Consider the following 15,307-nt stretch of genomic DNA (forward strand, 5'->3'; position numbering starts at 1 on the left):
CATCGTTAATCCCTTGTAAAAAAGCAACCGGGTACTCCCGGTTGCCTTCGTCATCTCCACTGCCGATCAGACCTTGAACCTGCTGACTGTCTTTTTCAATTCTTCGGCCATGGCATTGGCTTTTTCGGCGCTGTTCGCGATGGTCTCCATGGCCGCCGAGGTCTCTTCTGTCGACGCTGCGACCTCCTCGGCGTTGGCGGCCGTATTCTCAATGATCTGATGCAGAGATTGAATCACCTCGACCATTCGCGTCGACTTATCCACCTCCCGGTCGGTCATGGCGGCGATGGCCTCCACATCCTGAACGGTCTCGGTAACCGCCTTGAGGATCTCTTCTAAAACATCGCCTGCCTTGTTGACGACGCAGGCGCCCTGCTCCACCTCTGAGCGGCTCTGCTGCATCGCCTTCACGGCTGCGGCGGTGCTGTCAGCGATCTTACGAACGAGGGCGGCCACTTCTCCGGCGCCCCGATTCGACTGCTCTGCCAACTTGCGCACCTCATCGGCGACGACGGCGAAGCCCCTGCCCATCTCCCCGGCGCGGGCAGCCTCGATCGCTGCGTTCAGCGCCAGCAGGTTCGTCTGGTTCGCAAGGCTCGTGATGGTGTCGGTGATCATGCCGATCTGTTGAGAGTACTCGCTGAGGGTGCTGATGTGATCCTCCGTCTCCATCGTCTTATGCTTAATCTTCTCCATACAGGCGACGGTTTCATTGATCGTATCCTTGCCGCTTTCCGCCGCCTGCGACGTCAACCTCGATTTTTCCGCTGCCGCCAGGGCCTGCTCTTTGGCTGCGCCGATCAGCTGCGAGAGATCGTGGAGCATTTGGACCGCGTCGGCGATCGACCCATTGCCGGTGCTGGCGTCGCGAGCCACATGCTGGATGTTGTCGGCCACCTCGGAGGCTGCTCTGGACACATGGTCGCTCGATGTGGCGATTTTTTCGAAGGACTCGGCCAGCTCCACCGCCGTTTTACGAACGGTGCCGACCATTTTGGCCTGATTTTCGATCATCTGGTTGAACAGCGCAGTCAGTTCTCCGATCTCATCGGCGCTGCCCTTGTCTTTGACCCGCGTCGTCAGGTCACCTTCGGACAATCCCTTGACAGTGACCACGATGTCTTCAAGGGGTTTGCCGATGAACCTCTGCACCATCATATACATGACGATCACTGTCAGCAATAAGACAACAAGGGTAACAGCGGTGTTGATCAGGGCGACCTTCTCTTTGGAAAGTCCCTCCAGCGTCGTCGCCACGCTGATGGCGCCCCGGAACTCGCCCACCTTGTAGCCTTCCTTCTCATGTCCGAAGGGGTCCTTCTGGCCTTTCGGTTCGCCGTGGCAAGCCAGACAGGCCTCCTGGATGAAAAGCGGCTTGCTGTAGCGCAAAACGCGCAGGCCGTTCGAGTCGAGCACCTCAGAGAATTCCGCCAGTTTGGGGTTTTGGACATACATCTGGAGCATCTTTTTTTCCCAAGCGTCGGGCATGTCCTTGGCGTTGCGGTACTTGTCAGAGGTGTATTTGATGGTGAAGTTGGGATCTTCAGGGCGTTCTCCCGTGATATGTTTGGCTAGGAAGGTCTGCAGATCCGCCTGTTGTTCTGCGATCGCTTTGGACTCCTGAATCTTGGTGTGTTCGGCCGCCTTCACAAACAAGTCAGGCAAGAGGGTGATCGCGACAGCCATCACCACCAGCAGAGGGACCATGCCCAAGATAAACTTTGGGGCCAACCTCAATCGTCTGTACATCGCAGCGACAGACCTCCCTCAATGATGTCCGATCAAGTTAGTTTTTTCAAATCTTTGTTAAATCTTTTATTCGCCGCAGGATCTTTTTCTCCTCCTTCTTTTTCACAAAGTCAGCTACAAGCCGGTCTATCCATAAAAATAGCGGGCCTGCTTATGACCCGCTTCACCGTAGAAAATCTGCGATTTTAGGATATAGTTACAGAAAAATTTTAATAAAATGAAATAATGCCAAAGAAAGAAAACTGGCAACCGCCTAGCCGACCTTCTGCCCAAGCCGCAGCTTATCGGCCACCATGGCGATGAACTCGGAGTTTGTGGGCTTGCCCCGTTCGAGATTGATGGTGTAGCCGAAAAACTTAGACATCATCTCCACATTGCCCCGATCCCAGGCCAATTCGATGGCATGACGGATCGCCCGTTCCACCCGCGAAGGGGTCGTCGTATACTTCTGCGCGATCATCGGGTAGAGTTCCTTGGTAACGGCGCCAAGCAGGCTGACCTCGTTGATCACCATCAGTATGGCATCGCGAAGGTACTGGTACCCTTTGATGTGGGCCGGCACACCCATCTGGTGGATGATGTTCGTCACTTCCACGTCCATATTGCGCGGACGGATGATCGGCGACGGAGAGGGCTGGGGGGTGCTGGCAGGAGCGCTTCCGTTAGTGAGCTGGCGGATCCGGTTGCCGAGGATCTCCAGATCGAAAGGTTTGAGGATGAAATAGTCGGCCCCCAGCTGGACCGCCCGTTGGGTCATCGATTCCTGACCAAAGGCGGTGAGGATGATGGTCCGCGGACGCTTGGCCAGGGCCATGCCGACCATGCCCTCGAGGACACCGATACCGTCCATATGGGGCATGATAATGTCGAGGATGATCAGATCCGGCTCTTCCTGCTGAATCAGCTTCAGCGCTTCCTGGCCGTTGTTGGCCACGCCGACCAGTTCCATGTCTTCCTGTTGAGATATGTAGTCTCGAAGGATATCACAGAATTCTTTGTTATCATCAGCGATAATCAATCGAATGTTCTTTAACATTTTTTGTCCCACCTCCCAGCTTTTTCACTGCACTTAGCTTTTCGACAAGCCAGTTGGATATCCTTCCGGCCCTGAGGGAAAATCGTTCGCAATAAAACGGTTAATTCTGACATTTTTTACCATGAAGATAGGTTGTCCGGGCGATTGTTTTTCAGAAAATGAGGGAAGGCATCTGATTTTCGTTTGAATCTGAATGAAAGCCTCTGAAAAAAATCAAGAACGCAGAAGTTCGATGCGGATCTTGGCGATAACCATCTCCCCTTTTTTGAAAAAAGAATGCCCTGCCTTTTCGGCAGAGCACCTACCTGTTGATTCCCCGGTTTCCACAAGCCCGCTTCCTCCAACATCTTTTCGATCAGCACGCCGTAGCCTGTGCTTGGACTGTTGATGAAGACGTGGGTGACAGCGCCAACGATCTTGCCGTTCTGGATAATGGGGCTGCCGCTCATGCCCTGAATGATGCCGCCGGTGATGGTCAGCAACCGCGGGTCGGTGACGCGGATGATCATGCCTTTTCCGTCGGTGCGGTGGGGCATCACCCGATCGATGATGATCTGAAACCGTTCCAGGCGTTCCCCTTCGACGACAGTGATGATCTCAGCAGGACCTTCCTGCACCTGCGCCGAAAGGGCGATCGGCAACGGGTCGGGGTAGTGGGGGTTGTTCAACTTGCCCTCGAGGCGTCCAAAGATGCCCACAGTCGTATTGTGCTGGATGGTGCCCGTAAAAGGAGGATCCTCCTCCCGGAAGACGCCGACCTTCTCGCCTGGCGCGCCCCGTTTCCCCTGTTGGATCGACTTGACCAGCGCCGGGATGATCCGCCCTTCGGCCACATCGATACGCTGGTTTGTATCGGCGTCATTGATCACGTGCCCGAGGGCGCCGTAGGATTTGCTCTTCGGCTCAAAAAAGGTCAGCGTGCCGACGCCGGAAGCGCGGTCACGGACATAGAGACCAACGCGGAAGCGCTTTGTTTCGGCGCAGCGGATCGGTTCGACGGTGACCTGGTTCGTCTGACCGTTGCGCGACGTCTCGATCTCCAGCTTTTTTCCTGCCCGGCCCGCTTCATCGATGGCGCGGGCCAGTTCGGCGTCACTCTTGATGGGCTGGCCGTTCACCTTGTGGATCACGTCGCCCACCTGAAGACCGGCATCCTTTCCGGGGTAGTGCTTGGCGCCCTGTTCATCGGTGATGGGCGCCTGTCCGACGATGATCACCCCCTGAGAGTGCAGGAGCACCCCGATGGAGTGGCCGCCGGCCAGCAGCTGCATCGGCGGCAAGACGTCGACGACGATGTGTTTGAGGGGAATCCAGCCCAACAGTCGCAGGCTGATGTCGAGCCGGCCGGGCTGTTCGGTCGCATTGGCCGGACTGACGGGGATGGCGCCGGGAAACTCGTGAAGGGTCCATTCCGGTGACCGCTGTAGCGCTACAGAGACATGTCGCATCATCTTTTGGGGAAACATGCTGTTGATGGGTATTTCCTCACCGACCGTCGTGCGCAAGCGCGATGGGGTCAGCCAGAGGCTCAGCGCCTCCTCGGTGAGGCTTCCGGCAATCAATGACAGGGCCAGGAGCAGACCGATGCACCGTTTCAACCGTTCTCTTGCCATCCGCCACCTCCTCAGGTCATTCTGTCAGGGCGTCGCCGCGTCGATCCGCTCCCGGTTTTTGGAGCGCTTTTTCGGAGCGCTTTTTCGGAGCGCTTTTTCATCGGGGCGTCTCTACTTTCTCCCCGATAAGCCGACCGTATCCCGCTAAGCCGTGGATATACCGAAAACCCTTGGGTATCCCGTCATCCCTTTGCCAGGGTGTCGAGCCGACAGGCGCGAAAAAAGCGGCCCCGCCTTCTTCGGCGGGGCCGCCCTGTTTATAAGAAAAATATTTCCGCTATTCGATAAGCTTCTTCGCTTTCTCTGTGCTGTTGGGATTTTTATCCGCCTTTAGGCGCTTCTCTGCAAATCCGGTTCTTTATTCTAGGAGCTTTTCTTGGCCCGGGCGAACATCTCTCGGGCGTGGCTGTGCGTCAGCGTGCTGGCCCGATCTCCGCCGAGCATCCGCGCCAGTTCCTTCACCCGCTCCTCTTCGTTCAGCGCCTCGATCCGCGTCATCGTCCGCTGGCCGCGCACCGTTTTCATGATCCGGAAATGGTTGTCGGCGTAGGCGGCCAGTTGAGGCGCATGGGTGACACAGATCACCTGGACGGCTTCAGCCACCTCGGCCATCTTCTGGGCCACTGCCTGCAAGGCTTGTCCGCCGATGCCGGCGTCGATCTCATCGAAGATCAGCGACGGGATGCCCTCCACGCGAGCCAGGAGCGTCTTAAAGGCCAACAGGATCCGTCCCGTCTCGCCGCCGGAGGCGATCTTGGCCAGCGGCTTGGGCGGCTCGCCCAGGTTCGGCGTGAAGAGAAACTCCACTTCTTCGGCGCCGGCGGCGGAAGGCTCGGGACGCTCGTCGAAGCGGACGGTCAGCTTGGCCCGGCTCATGCCGAGAAAAGCCAGTTCTTTGGCCATAGACGATTCCAGCTTGGCCGCCATGGTCTTGCGCAGCGCCGACAGTTTCGTCGCCGCCTCTAGGTAAGTTTTCCGCCGCCGCTCCGCTTCGGCCTGTAGTTCGGCGATCCGTTCGTCCCGATGTTCCAGCTCCTCCAATTCCCGGGCGATCTCTTCGCGGTAGGCCAGGATTTCGCCGATCGAACCGCCGTATTTGCGCTTCAGTCGCCGGATCGCGTCGAGGCGATCATCCACCCATTCCAGACGGTCCGGCTGGTACTCCAGATCCTGCCGATAGTCGCGCAACCGCTCGGCGGCGTCTTCCGCCTGATAGTAGGCCGCCTCCAGGTTCTGCACCAGCGCCGCAAGCGCCGAGTCAAAGGCGGCCGCTTCCTCGACAGCGCTCCGCGCCCGGTCGAGCAATTCCAAGGCGCCGCCGACCTGCCCGCCAAAAAGAGCGTCATAGGCGGCGTTGGTCTTATCCATCAACTTCTCCATATTCTGCAGGCGCTTACGCTCCTGCTCCAGTTCCTCTTCCTCGCCCTCGACCAGATGGACAGCGTCAATCTCTTTCGCCTGGAAAGCGAGCATGTCCTGACGCTGGATCCGGTCGCGCTCGCCCTGCTTAAGGCGCTCCCGTTCCTTTTCAACGGCGTCGAGCGCCCGGTACGCCGCTTCCACGGCCGCCAGCGCCTTCTCGCCGTCACTCCCGGCCAGTCGGTCCAGGAGCACCCGGTGCTTGCGCGGATTCATCAGCGACTGCTGCTCATGCTGCCCTTGCAGGTCGATCAGCCGACCGCCCACCTCCCGATAGAGGGACAGCGGGGCGCTGCGACCGTTGATCCGGCAGACGCTCTTGCCGCCCCGGGCGATCTCCCGCGTCAAAAGCAGGCCGTCATCCTCCTCGACCTCGACACCGAGCGCCTCCAACTCCCGGCGCAATTTGCCGCCGTCTCCTTCCGGCAGCCGAAAAAACCCTTCTATGCGCGCTCTGTCGGCGCCGGCACGGACCACATCGGCCGTGGCCCGTCCGCCGATCAGCAGCCCCACGGCGTCAATGACCAGCGACTTGCCGGCGCCGGTCTCGCCGGTTAAGATGTTCATCCCCGGCGACAACTCCAATTCCGCTGCTTCGATCAGCGCGAAATGCTCCACACGCAGCCGTTCCAGCACTGCCTTCCCCCCCTTTGTCTGTCAACCGCTCACTCAACCCATCGCCGGACCTTGTCCATCAACGCCTCCACCGCCTCGACCGGCTTGACGACGATAAAAATGGTGTCATCGCCGGCCACAGTGCCCAGCACCTCCGGCCAGTGGCTGTGGTCGATGGCACCGGCCACCGCGTGGGCATGTCCCGGGAGGGTTCGGATGACGACGATATTCAGACTGGAATCGACATGGGTCACCGTGTCCCGCAACAGGCGGCGCAACCGATCCTGCGCCTGCGGGACCTGAGCGGCTTCCGCCGGCGGCGCGTAGCGTGATTCATCCTTGCTGACGGGAACCTTGATCAAGCCCAATTCTTTGATATCCCGGGAAACGGTGGCCTGGGTAACCTCCATGCCCCGTTCGCGCAGGCGTTGGGCCAGTTCTTCCTGTGTGCGAACCACTTCAGCGCCGATGATCTCCAGTATCGCTCGTTGACGCCTGCTTTTCACGTTGTTGGCACCCGCCTTTGAACGCCTTTTTTCTCCGCCACAAGCACATAGGGCGGACGGCCTGTCCGGTTGGGAAACTGGACGGCCACCGTGTCCCAGCGCTGCGGCGGCAACTGCCGCCACCACCTGTCCACAGCGGTCACTTCCGCCTCCGCGCCGGCATGCCCCACATAGACGACAACGACCAGCCGACCGCCCTCTGCCAGCGCCGCCGCCAAGGCGTCAAGGGCGCTGACTGTCGATTCGGCTCGGGTAACCAGCGCGTGATCGCCGCCGGGAAGGTAACCGAGGTTGAAGACGGCAGCCTTAGGCTGTTTCGTATATCCCTGGAGCAGCGATCCCATTTGGCTGTGATCGCAGTGGATCAAGCGAATGGGACACCTGGGAGCAGCAGCCGCCTCCTCCGGCGGCGACGATTGGTCGGGAGCAGCCATCCTCGCAAGAACGTTCCGCCCCGCTGTTTTCGACGCTGCTTTTGAGGCCGAAAAGGGCTCATCGATTTCGAACCGATCTGCCAATCCAGCTTCTGTAAGCCGCCGGGCCGTGGCGTCGATGGCCGCTTCTTGAATGTCGAAGGCCCACAGGTCGCCGCCAGGCAGCACCTGCCGGGCCAAAAAGAGGGTGTCATGGCCGTTGCCGGCGGTGGCGTCGATAGCAAAATCGCCAGGTTCAAGGACTTCAGCGAGAAAACGGCGGGACCACTCCACCGCCGATGTGAGGGAGTTCATCCTTTACCTCCCCTGTTGCATTTTTTCCCGCAGGATGCGGAAAAAGGTGCGTTCGCCCAGACGGATCAATCGACAGGCGACAGAGGCCTTCCGGACAAGGACGCTGTCCCCGCAGACCATCGGTTGCCCCGGCTGTCCATCGACAGTGACCACGGCGTGGCTGTGGGAGGAGATGACGGTCAGGCGGACGGCCTGGTCTTGCGGGATGACGAGGGGCCTGGCATCAAGCGCGTGGGGGCTGATCGGGGTGAGCAGCAGTGCATGCAGTTCCGGCGAGACGATAGGTCCGCCGGCCGATAAGGAGTAGGCTGTCGAGCCGGTCGGCGACGAGACGATCAGACCGTCAGCAGAGTAGGTCCAAACGACCTCGTCGCCGACAGCCGCCTCCACCCGGATCATGCGCGGGTGATCGCCCTTGGTCACGACGACATCATTGAGGGCGAAATAGGACGGTTGCTCTAGGCCGTCCCGGATGAGTCGCGCCTCCAGCATCATCCGCTCCTCGATGCGGTAGTCGCCGGCGATGATCCGCTCCAAAGCGGGAAAAAGGTCTGACACCTCCACCTCAGTGAGAAAGCCGAGGCGGCCCAGGTTGACGCCGACGACAGGGATGCCGTGGGGCGCTGCAAGCCGAGCCGTATTCAACAGTGTCCCGTCTCCCCCGAGGACAACGATCAGATCGAGTTGGCGCAGGCGGTCTCGCAGTTCCGGCGACGGCGAATGAACCAACTCGGCCACACGGGTGAGAGGGATCCCCATGGGCACTTCCCGCTGTGACAGCCAATCGGCCATCCGACGGGCCACCTCGAGGGCTTGCGGTTTGTCGTCATTGAGCACGACGCCTACCGTTGGCACGAGACCCCTCCTTACTCTAATGACACCATCGCGGCGCACCCAATCCTATCGTCGACAAGGTGGCGCGCGTCGGCAGAAAACTGCTATCCGCAAAGGGCAATACAGGAAACTTCCAGCGAAAACAAAAGGGCGCCGCCCTCGACCATGGCTTATTGAAAAAGCTCGAACTCGACGCGGTGGATCTTCTGGGCGGCCATATCGACCAGCAACACCCCGTCAGCCCTGTAGATCAGCGAGTATTCGAGCAGTTGCCGCCGCGTGTCGCCGTTGGTCGGGCGCGGCGCCCGTCCGCCTGTTTTTACTTCCGCCACATAAGTCTTGCCGCCCCGCTGCACCAGGTAGTCGGCGCGCACATGAATGGGGACGGGCGCTCCGTCGACGCGCATCACCATGCGGGCCGGCGGCTGGGCCTTGATGACGGCATACCCTTCGCGTTTGAGCAATTTGGCCGCCTGTTGCTCGCCGATGCGCCCGGCACGCTGGCGCCACCAGGCCAACCAGCGCAGGTACGCCCGATATAAATAGGAAAAAAGGAGCGCGCCGACGATAAGGGCGACAGCGATGACGACGGCTAAGAGGGTCCAGTCGAGTGTGAAGGAATCAGGCAACGGCGAGCCTCCCGTCAAACCAGAGTGTTCTACATGCCGGGGAACGAGTCCTGCCTTCGCCGACAGGGAACGGAAGAAGAAAGGACCCCGCCGGGTCCCTACGTCGATCAGCTATTCTCAGTTCAGGTTGCCCACTGTTTCGTGGGCACGACGGACCAGGGCGGCGATGGAATCCGGCGTGACTGAGACCGCCTCCCCTTGTGTGTCCGGTTTTTGCAAAAAGAACAGGTACTCGATGTTCCCTTCCGGACCGGTGATGGGCGAGTAATCGAGGCCGCGCACCTTCCAACCCCGCTCGGTGGCCCAGCGCACCAGCCCTTCGATGACCTCGCAGTGGACCTGGGGATCGCGGACGACCCCTTTCTTGCCCACCTTTTCTCGTCCGGCCTCAAACTGAGGCTTGATCAGGGCCATCACATGGCCCGGCTCTTCCAGCAACGCCGCCACTGCCGGCAAGACCTTCTCCAGCGAGATGAAGGCAACATCGATGACGGCGGCCTGGGCTTTTTCCCCCAGCACCTCCGGTGTGAGGTGGCGGATGTTGGTCCGTTCCAGACAGCGCACCCGCGGGTCCTTGCGCAGCGACCAGGCGAACTGGCCGTAACCTACATCGACGGCGATCACCCGCGCTGCGCCGTTGCGCAGCGCCACGTCAGTGAAGCCGCCTGTCGAAGCGCCCACATCGATGACCGTCAGACCGGACAGGTTGAGGGGAAAGACCTCCAAAGCCTTGGCCAGTTTAAAACCGCCGCGGCTCACGTAGGGGCAGGCCTCTCCCGTCACGGTGACGCGAGCGCTGTCGGCGATGAGGGTCCCCGCCTTGTCCACCCGTTTGCCGTCTACCTGGACGAGCCCGGCCAGGATGGCGGCGCGCGCCTTTTCTCTTGTCGGCGAGAGTCCCTCATCGACGAGACGGACATCGAGCCGTTTTTTTGGTGTCATAGGTTGTGACTCTCCATTGACGATTTACCGATTTTGTCATTATCTGCGAGCTACCGCGATTCCCCGCGAAAAGCGATCTTGATCGGCGCCGGCGGCGCCATGCGGATGCTGGCCCGGGAACGATCCGCATCGGCCAGTTCACGGGCGACACGGGCTACATTGGACGCCGTCAAGCCATAATCTTCCCGCAAAACAGAAACGGAACCATGCTGCACATACTCATCAGGGATGCCGATCCGCCGAACAGCGCAGTGGACACCCTCCATCTCGAGCAATTCCAGGATCGCGCTGCCGAAGCCGCCGGCCAGCACATGCTCCTCGACAGTGACGATCCTGCCCGTTTCCCGGGCCTGCTTGATGATCAGCTCCTTGTCGAGGGGCTTGACGAAACGGGCGTTGACGACAGCGGCCCGGATGCCCTCCGCCTCCAGCAGATCAGCCGCTTCCTCAGCGATGCCGACCATGGCACCGATGGCCACGATGGTCACGTCGCTCCCCTGCCGCAGCAATTCTCCCCTGCCGATGGGCACCGTTGTCAACTCTTCATCCAAGGTGACGCCGACGCCTGTCCCCCGGGGGTAGCGGACAGCGATAGGGCCTTCGTACTCCAGCGCCGTGCGGAGCATATGCTGCAACTCGTTTTCATCCTTCGGCGCCATCATCACCAGCTCCGGGATGTGACGGAGGAAAGCGATGTCAAAGAGACCGTGGTGGGTCTCGCCGTCATCGCCGACGATGCCGCCGCGGTCGATGGCAAAAACGACAGGCGCCCGTTGCAGGCACACGTCATGGAAGACCTGATCATAGGCGCGCTGCAAGAAGGTGGAGTAGATGGCGACGACAGGCTTAAGCCCCTGCAAGGCCAAAGCCGCTGACATATTGACGGCATGTTGCTCGGCGATGCCCACGTCAAAGAAGCGAGACGGGAAGGCGCGGGCGAAGGGCGTCATCCCCGTGCCGTCGGGCATGGCCGCCGTGACGCCGACAATGCGCTCGTCCTCGCGGGCCAGGCGAAGCAAGGTGTCGCTGAAGACCTGCGTATAGGTGGGCGGCCCGAGGTGCTTTTTGACCTTGCCGGTCTCTACGTCAAAGGGGCCGACACCGTGAAAGACGCTCGGGTTGGTCTCGGCGGGCCCGTAGCCCTTGCCCTTTTTCGTCAACACGTGGACGAGGATGGGGCCTTTCAGTCGGCAGGCGTTGGTCATTACCTCCCGCAGTTGGCTCAGGTTGTGGCCGTCGATGGGGCCGAGGTAGGAAAAGCCGAGTTCTTCAAAGAGGATGCCCGGCACGACCAAGTGCTTGAAGCTGTCCTTCATCTTTTCCATGACTTTTAAGACATGGTTGCCGATGGAGGGGATGCGCCGGACGATCTCCTCCACTTCTTCTTTGTTGCGGAAGTAGCGCGGGTCTGTCCGGATGCGGGACAGATATGTAGACATGGCGCCGACGTTGTCGGCGATCGATTTTTCATTGTCATTGAGAACGACGATCATGTCGTTCCCGGCATGGCCGGCATGGTTCAAGGCCTCGAGAGCGATCCCGCCGGTCAAGGCGCCATCGCCGATGACGGCGATGACCGCCCCGTCCTCTTTTTTCAGGTCCCGGGCAAAGGCGAAACCCAGGGCCGCCGAAATGGAGGTGGAGCTATGCCCTGTGTTGAAGACATCGTGTTCGCTTTCGGAACGTTTCGGGAAACCAGCCATCCCTTTGTAGCGCCGTAGGGTGTGGAAATGGTTGTACCGTCCCGTCAACAACTTGTGCACATAGGACTGATGACCTACATCCCAGATGATCTTGTCCTTCGGGGACTGGAAGACGAGGTGCAGTGCCAAGGTCAGCTCGACGACGCCGAGGTTCGGCGCCAGATGACCGCCGTTTTTCGATGTCGTCTGAATGATGACCTCACGAATCTCTTTCGCCAATTGGTCCAGTTCTGTTGCGCTGAGCCTTTGCAGGTCCCCGGGGTTCGAAATCCGGCTGAGAATTTGCGTCATCTATCGGGCCACCTTCCCTCCACGGCGTTCCATCCAGGCGCTGTTTCCCGTCACATCTTTTTCGACGACTCCTGTCGGCAGAAGCCAAAATCGCTATGCCTCGAAAAATATCTGACCCTGATTATATCACGAAAAATCCATCCCATCAAAGATTGTGGAACCTTTTTTAAGCCGGGCGGTGGAGGATATCGGCGCTTTCGTGTCGAAACGGTTGACCGTTCAGACAGGAGGTTCGTCAATGATTTTATCGAAAAAAATAAGAAAAGGGGTAGGCCTTGTCGTCGCCGCGTTGCTGCTCGGGCAGGCCGGCCTGGCGACGGCGGCTCCGGCAGCCGAACCGCTGCCGCCGGATGTCTCTGTTGTCGAACTGGCGAAACCGGCGGTGGTGCAGGTTCGCGCCGGCGCCACAGCCACCTTCCGCTTTTCCGACCGGGCCTGGCCGGTGGCGGTAGGCGGCACGGCCTCAGGCTTTATCGTCAACGCCGACGGCGCCGTGGTCACCTCGTCGCGCATCATCGAACTGCTGCAAAAGGATGAAGGGGCCATCCGCAACGCCCTGGCGGAGCGCTTCTTCAATGAAGTGCAAAAACAGGTGGGCCACCGGCTCACCGAGACGGAGCGCCTTGGCGTGGCTGAAAACACGACGCTCATCGAAGAGGTCAAATTGTACAAGCAGGTCGTCCTGTCTGACGGGCAGGCAGTCGATTTCGATATCAAGTGGACCGGCTCACCGCCGCCGGAAGCGCTGACGACCAGCACGCCCGTCTACTCCTCCCGCCCCGTTCCCCACATCCAGCGTCCCGTCACCGGCGAAGGCGTCGAAAACCTCGGGGAAGGCGTCTCTCCGGTGATCACGGAGCCTGTCACGGTCAAGGAGCCGCTACAGACACCTGAACCGATCATCCCCCTCAGCGCCAACAAGGAATTCGATCCTGTTCAAGAACTGGCCGTCCTCACGATCAGCATCAACAACCTTCCCGCCCTGCCGCTGATGGCAGCGGACAAAGACGATGTGGGGCAAAGAGCCACCGTCATCGGCTACGCCGGCAACGCTGATGCGACGGCGCTCCTCGCGCCGACCAACCTGATGAACGTGACTGTCACTTCCGGCAACGTGACGGCGACCAAGTCGGGAAAAATGAAGGCCGACTACGGGCCGCTGCTCGACATAGAGTCCACCATCGGCCCCGCCGGCGCCGGCGGACCCGTCATCACCGACAAAGGCGAGATCATCGGAATCGCTGGCCGGACGGCGCGGGCCATCGGCGTCTATCCGGTGATCAACACCCAGGCGGTGCTGGCGGCCCTGGGCAAGTCGGGCCTGAGCAATGCCAGCGAGCCCTCGGAAGCGACGCGCATCTACGCCTCGGCTTTGGACATGTTCAGCCAGGGCTATATGACGAAGACGATAGGCATCTTGGAGGATCTGCTCAAACTCTGTCCCCATCACGGCCCGGCGAAAGCGCTGATGGCGGAAGCGCGCCAGCGCAAGGAGGCCGGCGATGACAACATCTACTGGCCCGACATGGCCCTCTACGGCGGCATCACCCTGGCGCTGATCGCCGCAGGCGGCGGGTATTTGGGTCTTCGCTACCGCAAGCTCGGCCCGGCCGCTTTCCCGGCGCTCAGCCGATCGATAGGCGCTTGGGGAGCGAAGAAGAGGAGCGACAGGGGGCCCGAAGGAGACGGAAGCGCCGCCGAGCCGGCGCCGCCGCCACCGTCGGTCGTCGGCCAGACGGCCTCGCTCAGGCAGACAGCGAAGGCAGAGAGCAGGCCGGTCATCGAATTCATCTTAGGACCGCTGACCGGTCGCCGAATGATCATCCCCCGGGAGGGGCTGCTCGTCGGCCGCGACCCTGCCACCTGCCAGGTCGTGCTCGATGACCCCTTCATCTCCAAGCAGCACCTCTTCGTCGGGCCTGACCCGCTCGATAAGACCGCCATCATCGTCACCGACAAGGGATCGACGAACGGCACCTTCCTTGAATCTCCCGATGGAGAGCGGCTGGTGGGGACGCGGACCTTGCAGAAGGGCGATCAGGTATACCTGGGGCAGCGGAACGCCTTCGTGTTGCGTTTCGAGTAAAGGCCCTCTCTCCGTTCTTAGATGTCTCTCAAAGCAGCTTCGCCGTAAACGAAAAAACCGGCCCTCGCCTTCCTTTCCGGGGGGTGAGCAAGGGTCGGGGCTTTTTCTTCAGAAACCTCTCTTCCTAAAGAATCGGCTCCGTCTCGTTATGAAAGAACCGGCCTCCCCCACCCTTGTCAGGGATGGGGCGAGAGCCGGTTTAATAATGCCCGAAAGCCATGTAAGAAACATCAGGAACACTTTCTCTGCGGTACGTCTCGTCCAACTAATTTTCCCGCACCAACAGATACTGCGCCAGTTCTCTTAACAGCTCCGCCTTCTCATCGAAGCCAGCGAGGCTGTCCAAGGCCGCCTGAACGACCCGCTCCGCCTCCTGCCGCGCCTTCTCAAGACCCAAGAGCGCCGGATAGGTGGCTTTGTTGTTTTTCACATCGCTGCCGACAGGTTTGCCGATCTTCTCCGGATCGCCCTGGATGTCGAGCAGGTCGTCGGTGATCTGGAAGGCGAGACCGAGGTGGTCGCCGTAGCGGGAAAGGGCCTCGACCTGTTCAACAGAGCCGCCGCCGAGGAGCGCCCCGATGCGCAAGGAGGCTCGGATGAGGGCACCCGTCTTGTGGGCGTGTATGTACGCCATGGTGGCGACATCGATCTGCTTGTTTTCCGATTCCATGTCCATGACCTGGCCGCCGATCATGCCCATGCTGCCGGCGGCATCGGCCAGTTCGGCGATCACCTGGAGGACGAGGGCAGGCGATCGGCCACAACGGAGCCCCTCTTCGGCGAGGACACCAAAGGCGCGTGTCAGCAGGCCGTCACCGGCCAAGATGGCGGTGGCTTCGCCGAAGACCACATGGTTCGTCGGCATGCCCCGACGCAGGTCGTCATCGTCCATGGCCGGCAGGTCGTCATGGATCAGTGAATAGGTGTGAATCATCTCCAGTGCGCAGGCAGCGGCCATCACCGATTCTTCATCGCCGCCGACGGCGCGGCAGCCGGCCAAGACCAGCACCGGGCGCAGGCGCTTGCCGCCGGCAAAGAGGCTGTACCGCATGGCCTTGTGAATGACCGGCGGCGCCACATCCTCCGCCGGCATATAGCGGGACAGGGCGGCATCGATTTTCATGTTCAGTTGCTTCAGTTCCGCCTTCAGGTCCAC

Annotated in this window: 12 protein-coding genes; 1 reads left to right on the forward strand and 11 read right to left on the reverse strand. The window is 60.5% G+C overall.

Going from position 1 to position 15,307, the window contains the following annotated elements; translation table 11 throughout:
- Positions 1-66 precede the first annotated feature (66 nt).
- The 10 genes from HM1_RS02195 to dxs all read right to left on the reverse strand — a co-directional run bounded on the left by HM1_RS02195 (position 67) and on the right by dxs (position 12,065).
- Complete coding sequence (locus tag HM1_RS02195) at positions 67-1,749, reverse strand: methyl-accepting chemotaxis protein (protein ID WP_012281627.1); 1,683 nt, start codon at positions 1,747-1,749, stop codon at positions 67-69.
- A gap of 253 nt (positions 1,750-2,002) precedes the next feature.
- Positions 2,003-2,785: a sporulation transcription factor Spo0A gene (gene spo0A / locus HM1_RS02200; protein ID WP_012281629.1), complete on the reverse strand. Its 783-nt coding sequence runs from the start codon at positions 2,783-2,785 to the stop codon at positions 2,003-2,005.
- 116 nt (positions 2,786-2,901) lie between these two features.
- Entirely contained in the window at positions 2,902-4,398 is a 1,497-nt protein-coding gene (spoIVB, locus tag HM1_RS02205; RefSeq protein ID WP_012281630.1) for a SpoIVB peptidase, read from the reverse strand.
- A gap of 363 nt (positions 4,399-4,761) precedes the next feature.
- The gene (gene recN / locus HM1_RS02210; protein WP_012281632.1) at positions 4,762-6,453 is read right to left on the reverse strand and encodes a DNA repair protein RecN; all 1,692 of its coding nucleotides are present in this window, start codon (positions 6,451-6,453) and stop codon (positions 4,762-4,764) included.
- Between the two features lie 29 nt (positions 6,454-6,482).
- On the reverse strand, positions 6,483-6,938 hold the full coding sequence (gene argR / locus HM1_RS02215; protein WP_012281633.1) for an arginine repressor: 456 nt from the start codon (positions 6,936-6,938) through the stop codon (positions 6,483-6,485).
- Entirely contained in the window at positions 6,935-7,666 is a 732-nt protein-coding gene (locus HM1_RS14335; protein WP_012281634.1) for a tRNA (mnm(5)s(2)U34)-methyltransferase, read from the reverse strand. The genes argR and HM1_RS14335 overlap by 4 nt, the downstream gene beginning before the upstream one ends.
- Before the next feature lie 3 nt (positions 7,667-7,669).
- Complete coding sequence (locus tag HM1_RS02230; RefSeq protein WP_012281635.1) at positions 7,670-8,521, reverse strand: NAD(+)/NADH kinase; 852 nt, start codon at positions 8,519-8,521, stop codon at positions 7,670-7,672.
- Between the two features lie 149 nt (positions 8,522-8,670).
- Positions 8,671-9,129: a hypothetical protein gene (locus HM1_RS02235; protein ID WP_012281636.1), complete on the reverse strand. Its 459-nt coding sequence runs from the start codon at positions 9,127-9,129 to the stop codon at positions 8,671-8,673.
- Positions 9,130-9,246: 117 nt separating this feature from the next.
- Positions 9,247-10,071, reverse strand: coding sequence for a TlyA family RNA methyltransferase (locus HM1_RS02240; RefSeq protein WP_012281637.1), 825 nt, complete (start codon positions 10,069-10,071; stop codon positions 9,247-9,249).
- A 50-nt stretch (positions 10,072-10,121) separates the two neighbouring features.
- Positions 10,122-12,065: a 1-deoxy-D-xylulose-5-phosphate synthase gene (gene dxs, locus HM1_RS02245; RefSeq protein WP_012281638.1), complete on the reverse strand. Its 1,944-nt coding sequence runs from the start codon at positions 12,063-12,065 to the stop codon at positions 10,122-10,124.
- Between the two features lie 238 nt (positions 12,066-12,303).
- On the opposite strand from dxs, the gene HM1_RS02250 reads away from it, so the two are divergent.
- On the forward strand, positions 12,304-14,151 hold the full coding sequence (locus HM1_RS02250; RefSeq protein WP_041313124.1) for a trypsin-like peptidase domain-containing protein: 1,848 nt from the start codon (positions 12,304-12,306) through the stop codon (positions 14,149-14,151).
- 265 nt (positions 14,152-14,416) lie between these two features.
- Here the strand turns inward: HM1_RS02250 and HM1_RS02255 are convergent, their stop codons facing one another.
- On the reverse strand, positions 14,417-15,307 hold the full coding sequence (locus HM1_RS02255; protein ID WP_012281640.1) for a polyprenyl synthetase family protein: 891 nt from the start codon (positions 15,305-15,307) through the stop codon (positions 14,417-14,419).

It is taken from the genome of Heliomicrobium modesticaldum Ice1, assembly GCF_000019165.1.
In the GTDB taxonomy this organism is placed as follows: Bacteria; Bacillota; Desulfitobacteriia; order Heliobacteriales; family Heliobacteriaceae; genus Heliomicrobium; species Heliomicrobium modesticaldum.

Coding starts and splice junctions, on each gene's coding strand:
- HM1_RS02195 (WP_012281627.1), bottom strand. CDS start 1,749: ATGTACAGACGATTGAGGTTGGCCCCAAAGTTTATCTTGGGCATGGTC.
- spo0A (WP_012281629.1), bottom strand. CDS start 2,785: ATGTTAAAGAACATTCGATTGATTATCGCTGATGATAACAAAGAATTC.
- spoIVB (WP_012281630.1), bottom strand. CDS start 4,398: ATGGCAAGAGAACGGTTGAAACGGTGCATCGGTCTGCTCCTGGCCCTG.
- HM1_RS14335 (WP_012281634.1), bottom strand. CDS start 7,666: ATGAACTCCCTCACATCGGCGGTGGAGTGGTCCCGCCGTTTTCTCGCT.
- HM1_RS02240 (WP_012281637.1), bottom strand. CDS start 10,071: ATGACACCAAAAAAACGGCTCGATGTCCGTCTCGTCGATGAGGGACTC.
- dxs (WP_012281638.1), bottom strand. CDS start 12,065: ATGACGCAAATTCTCAGCCGGATTTCGAACCCCGGGGACCTGCAAAGG.
- HM1_RS02250 (WP_041313124.1), top strand. CDS start 12,304: ATGATTTTATCGAAAAAAATAAGAAAAGGGGTAGGCCTTGTCGTCGCC.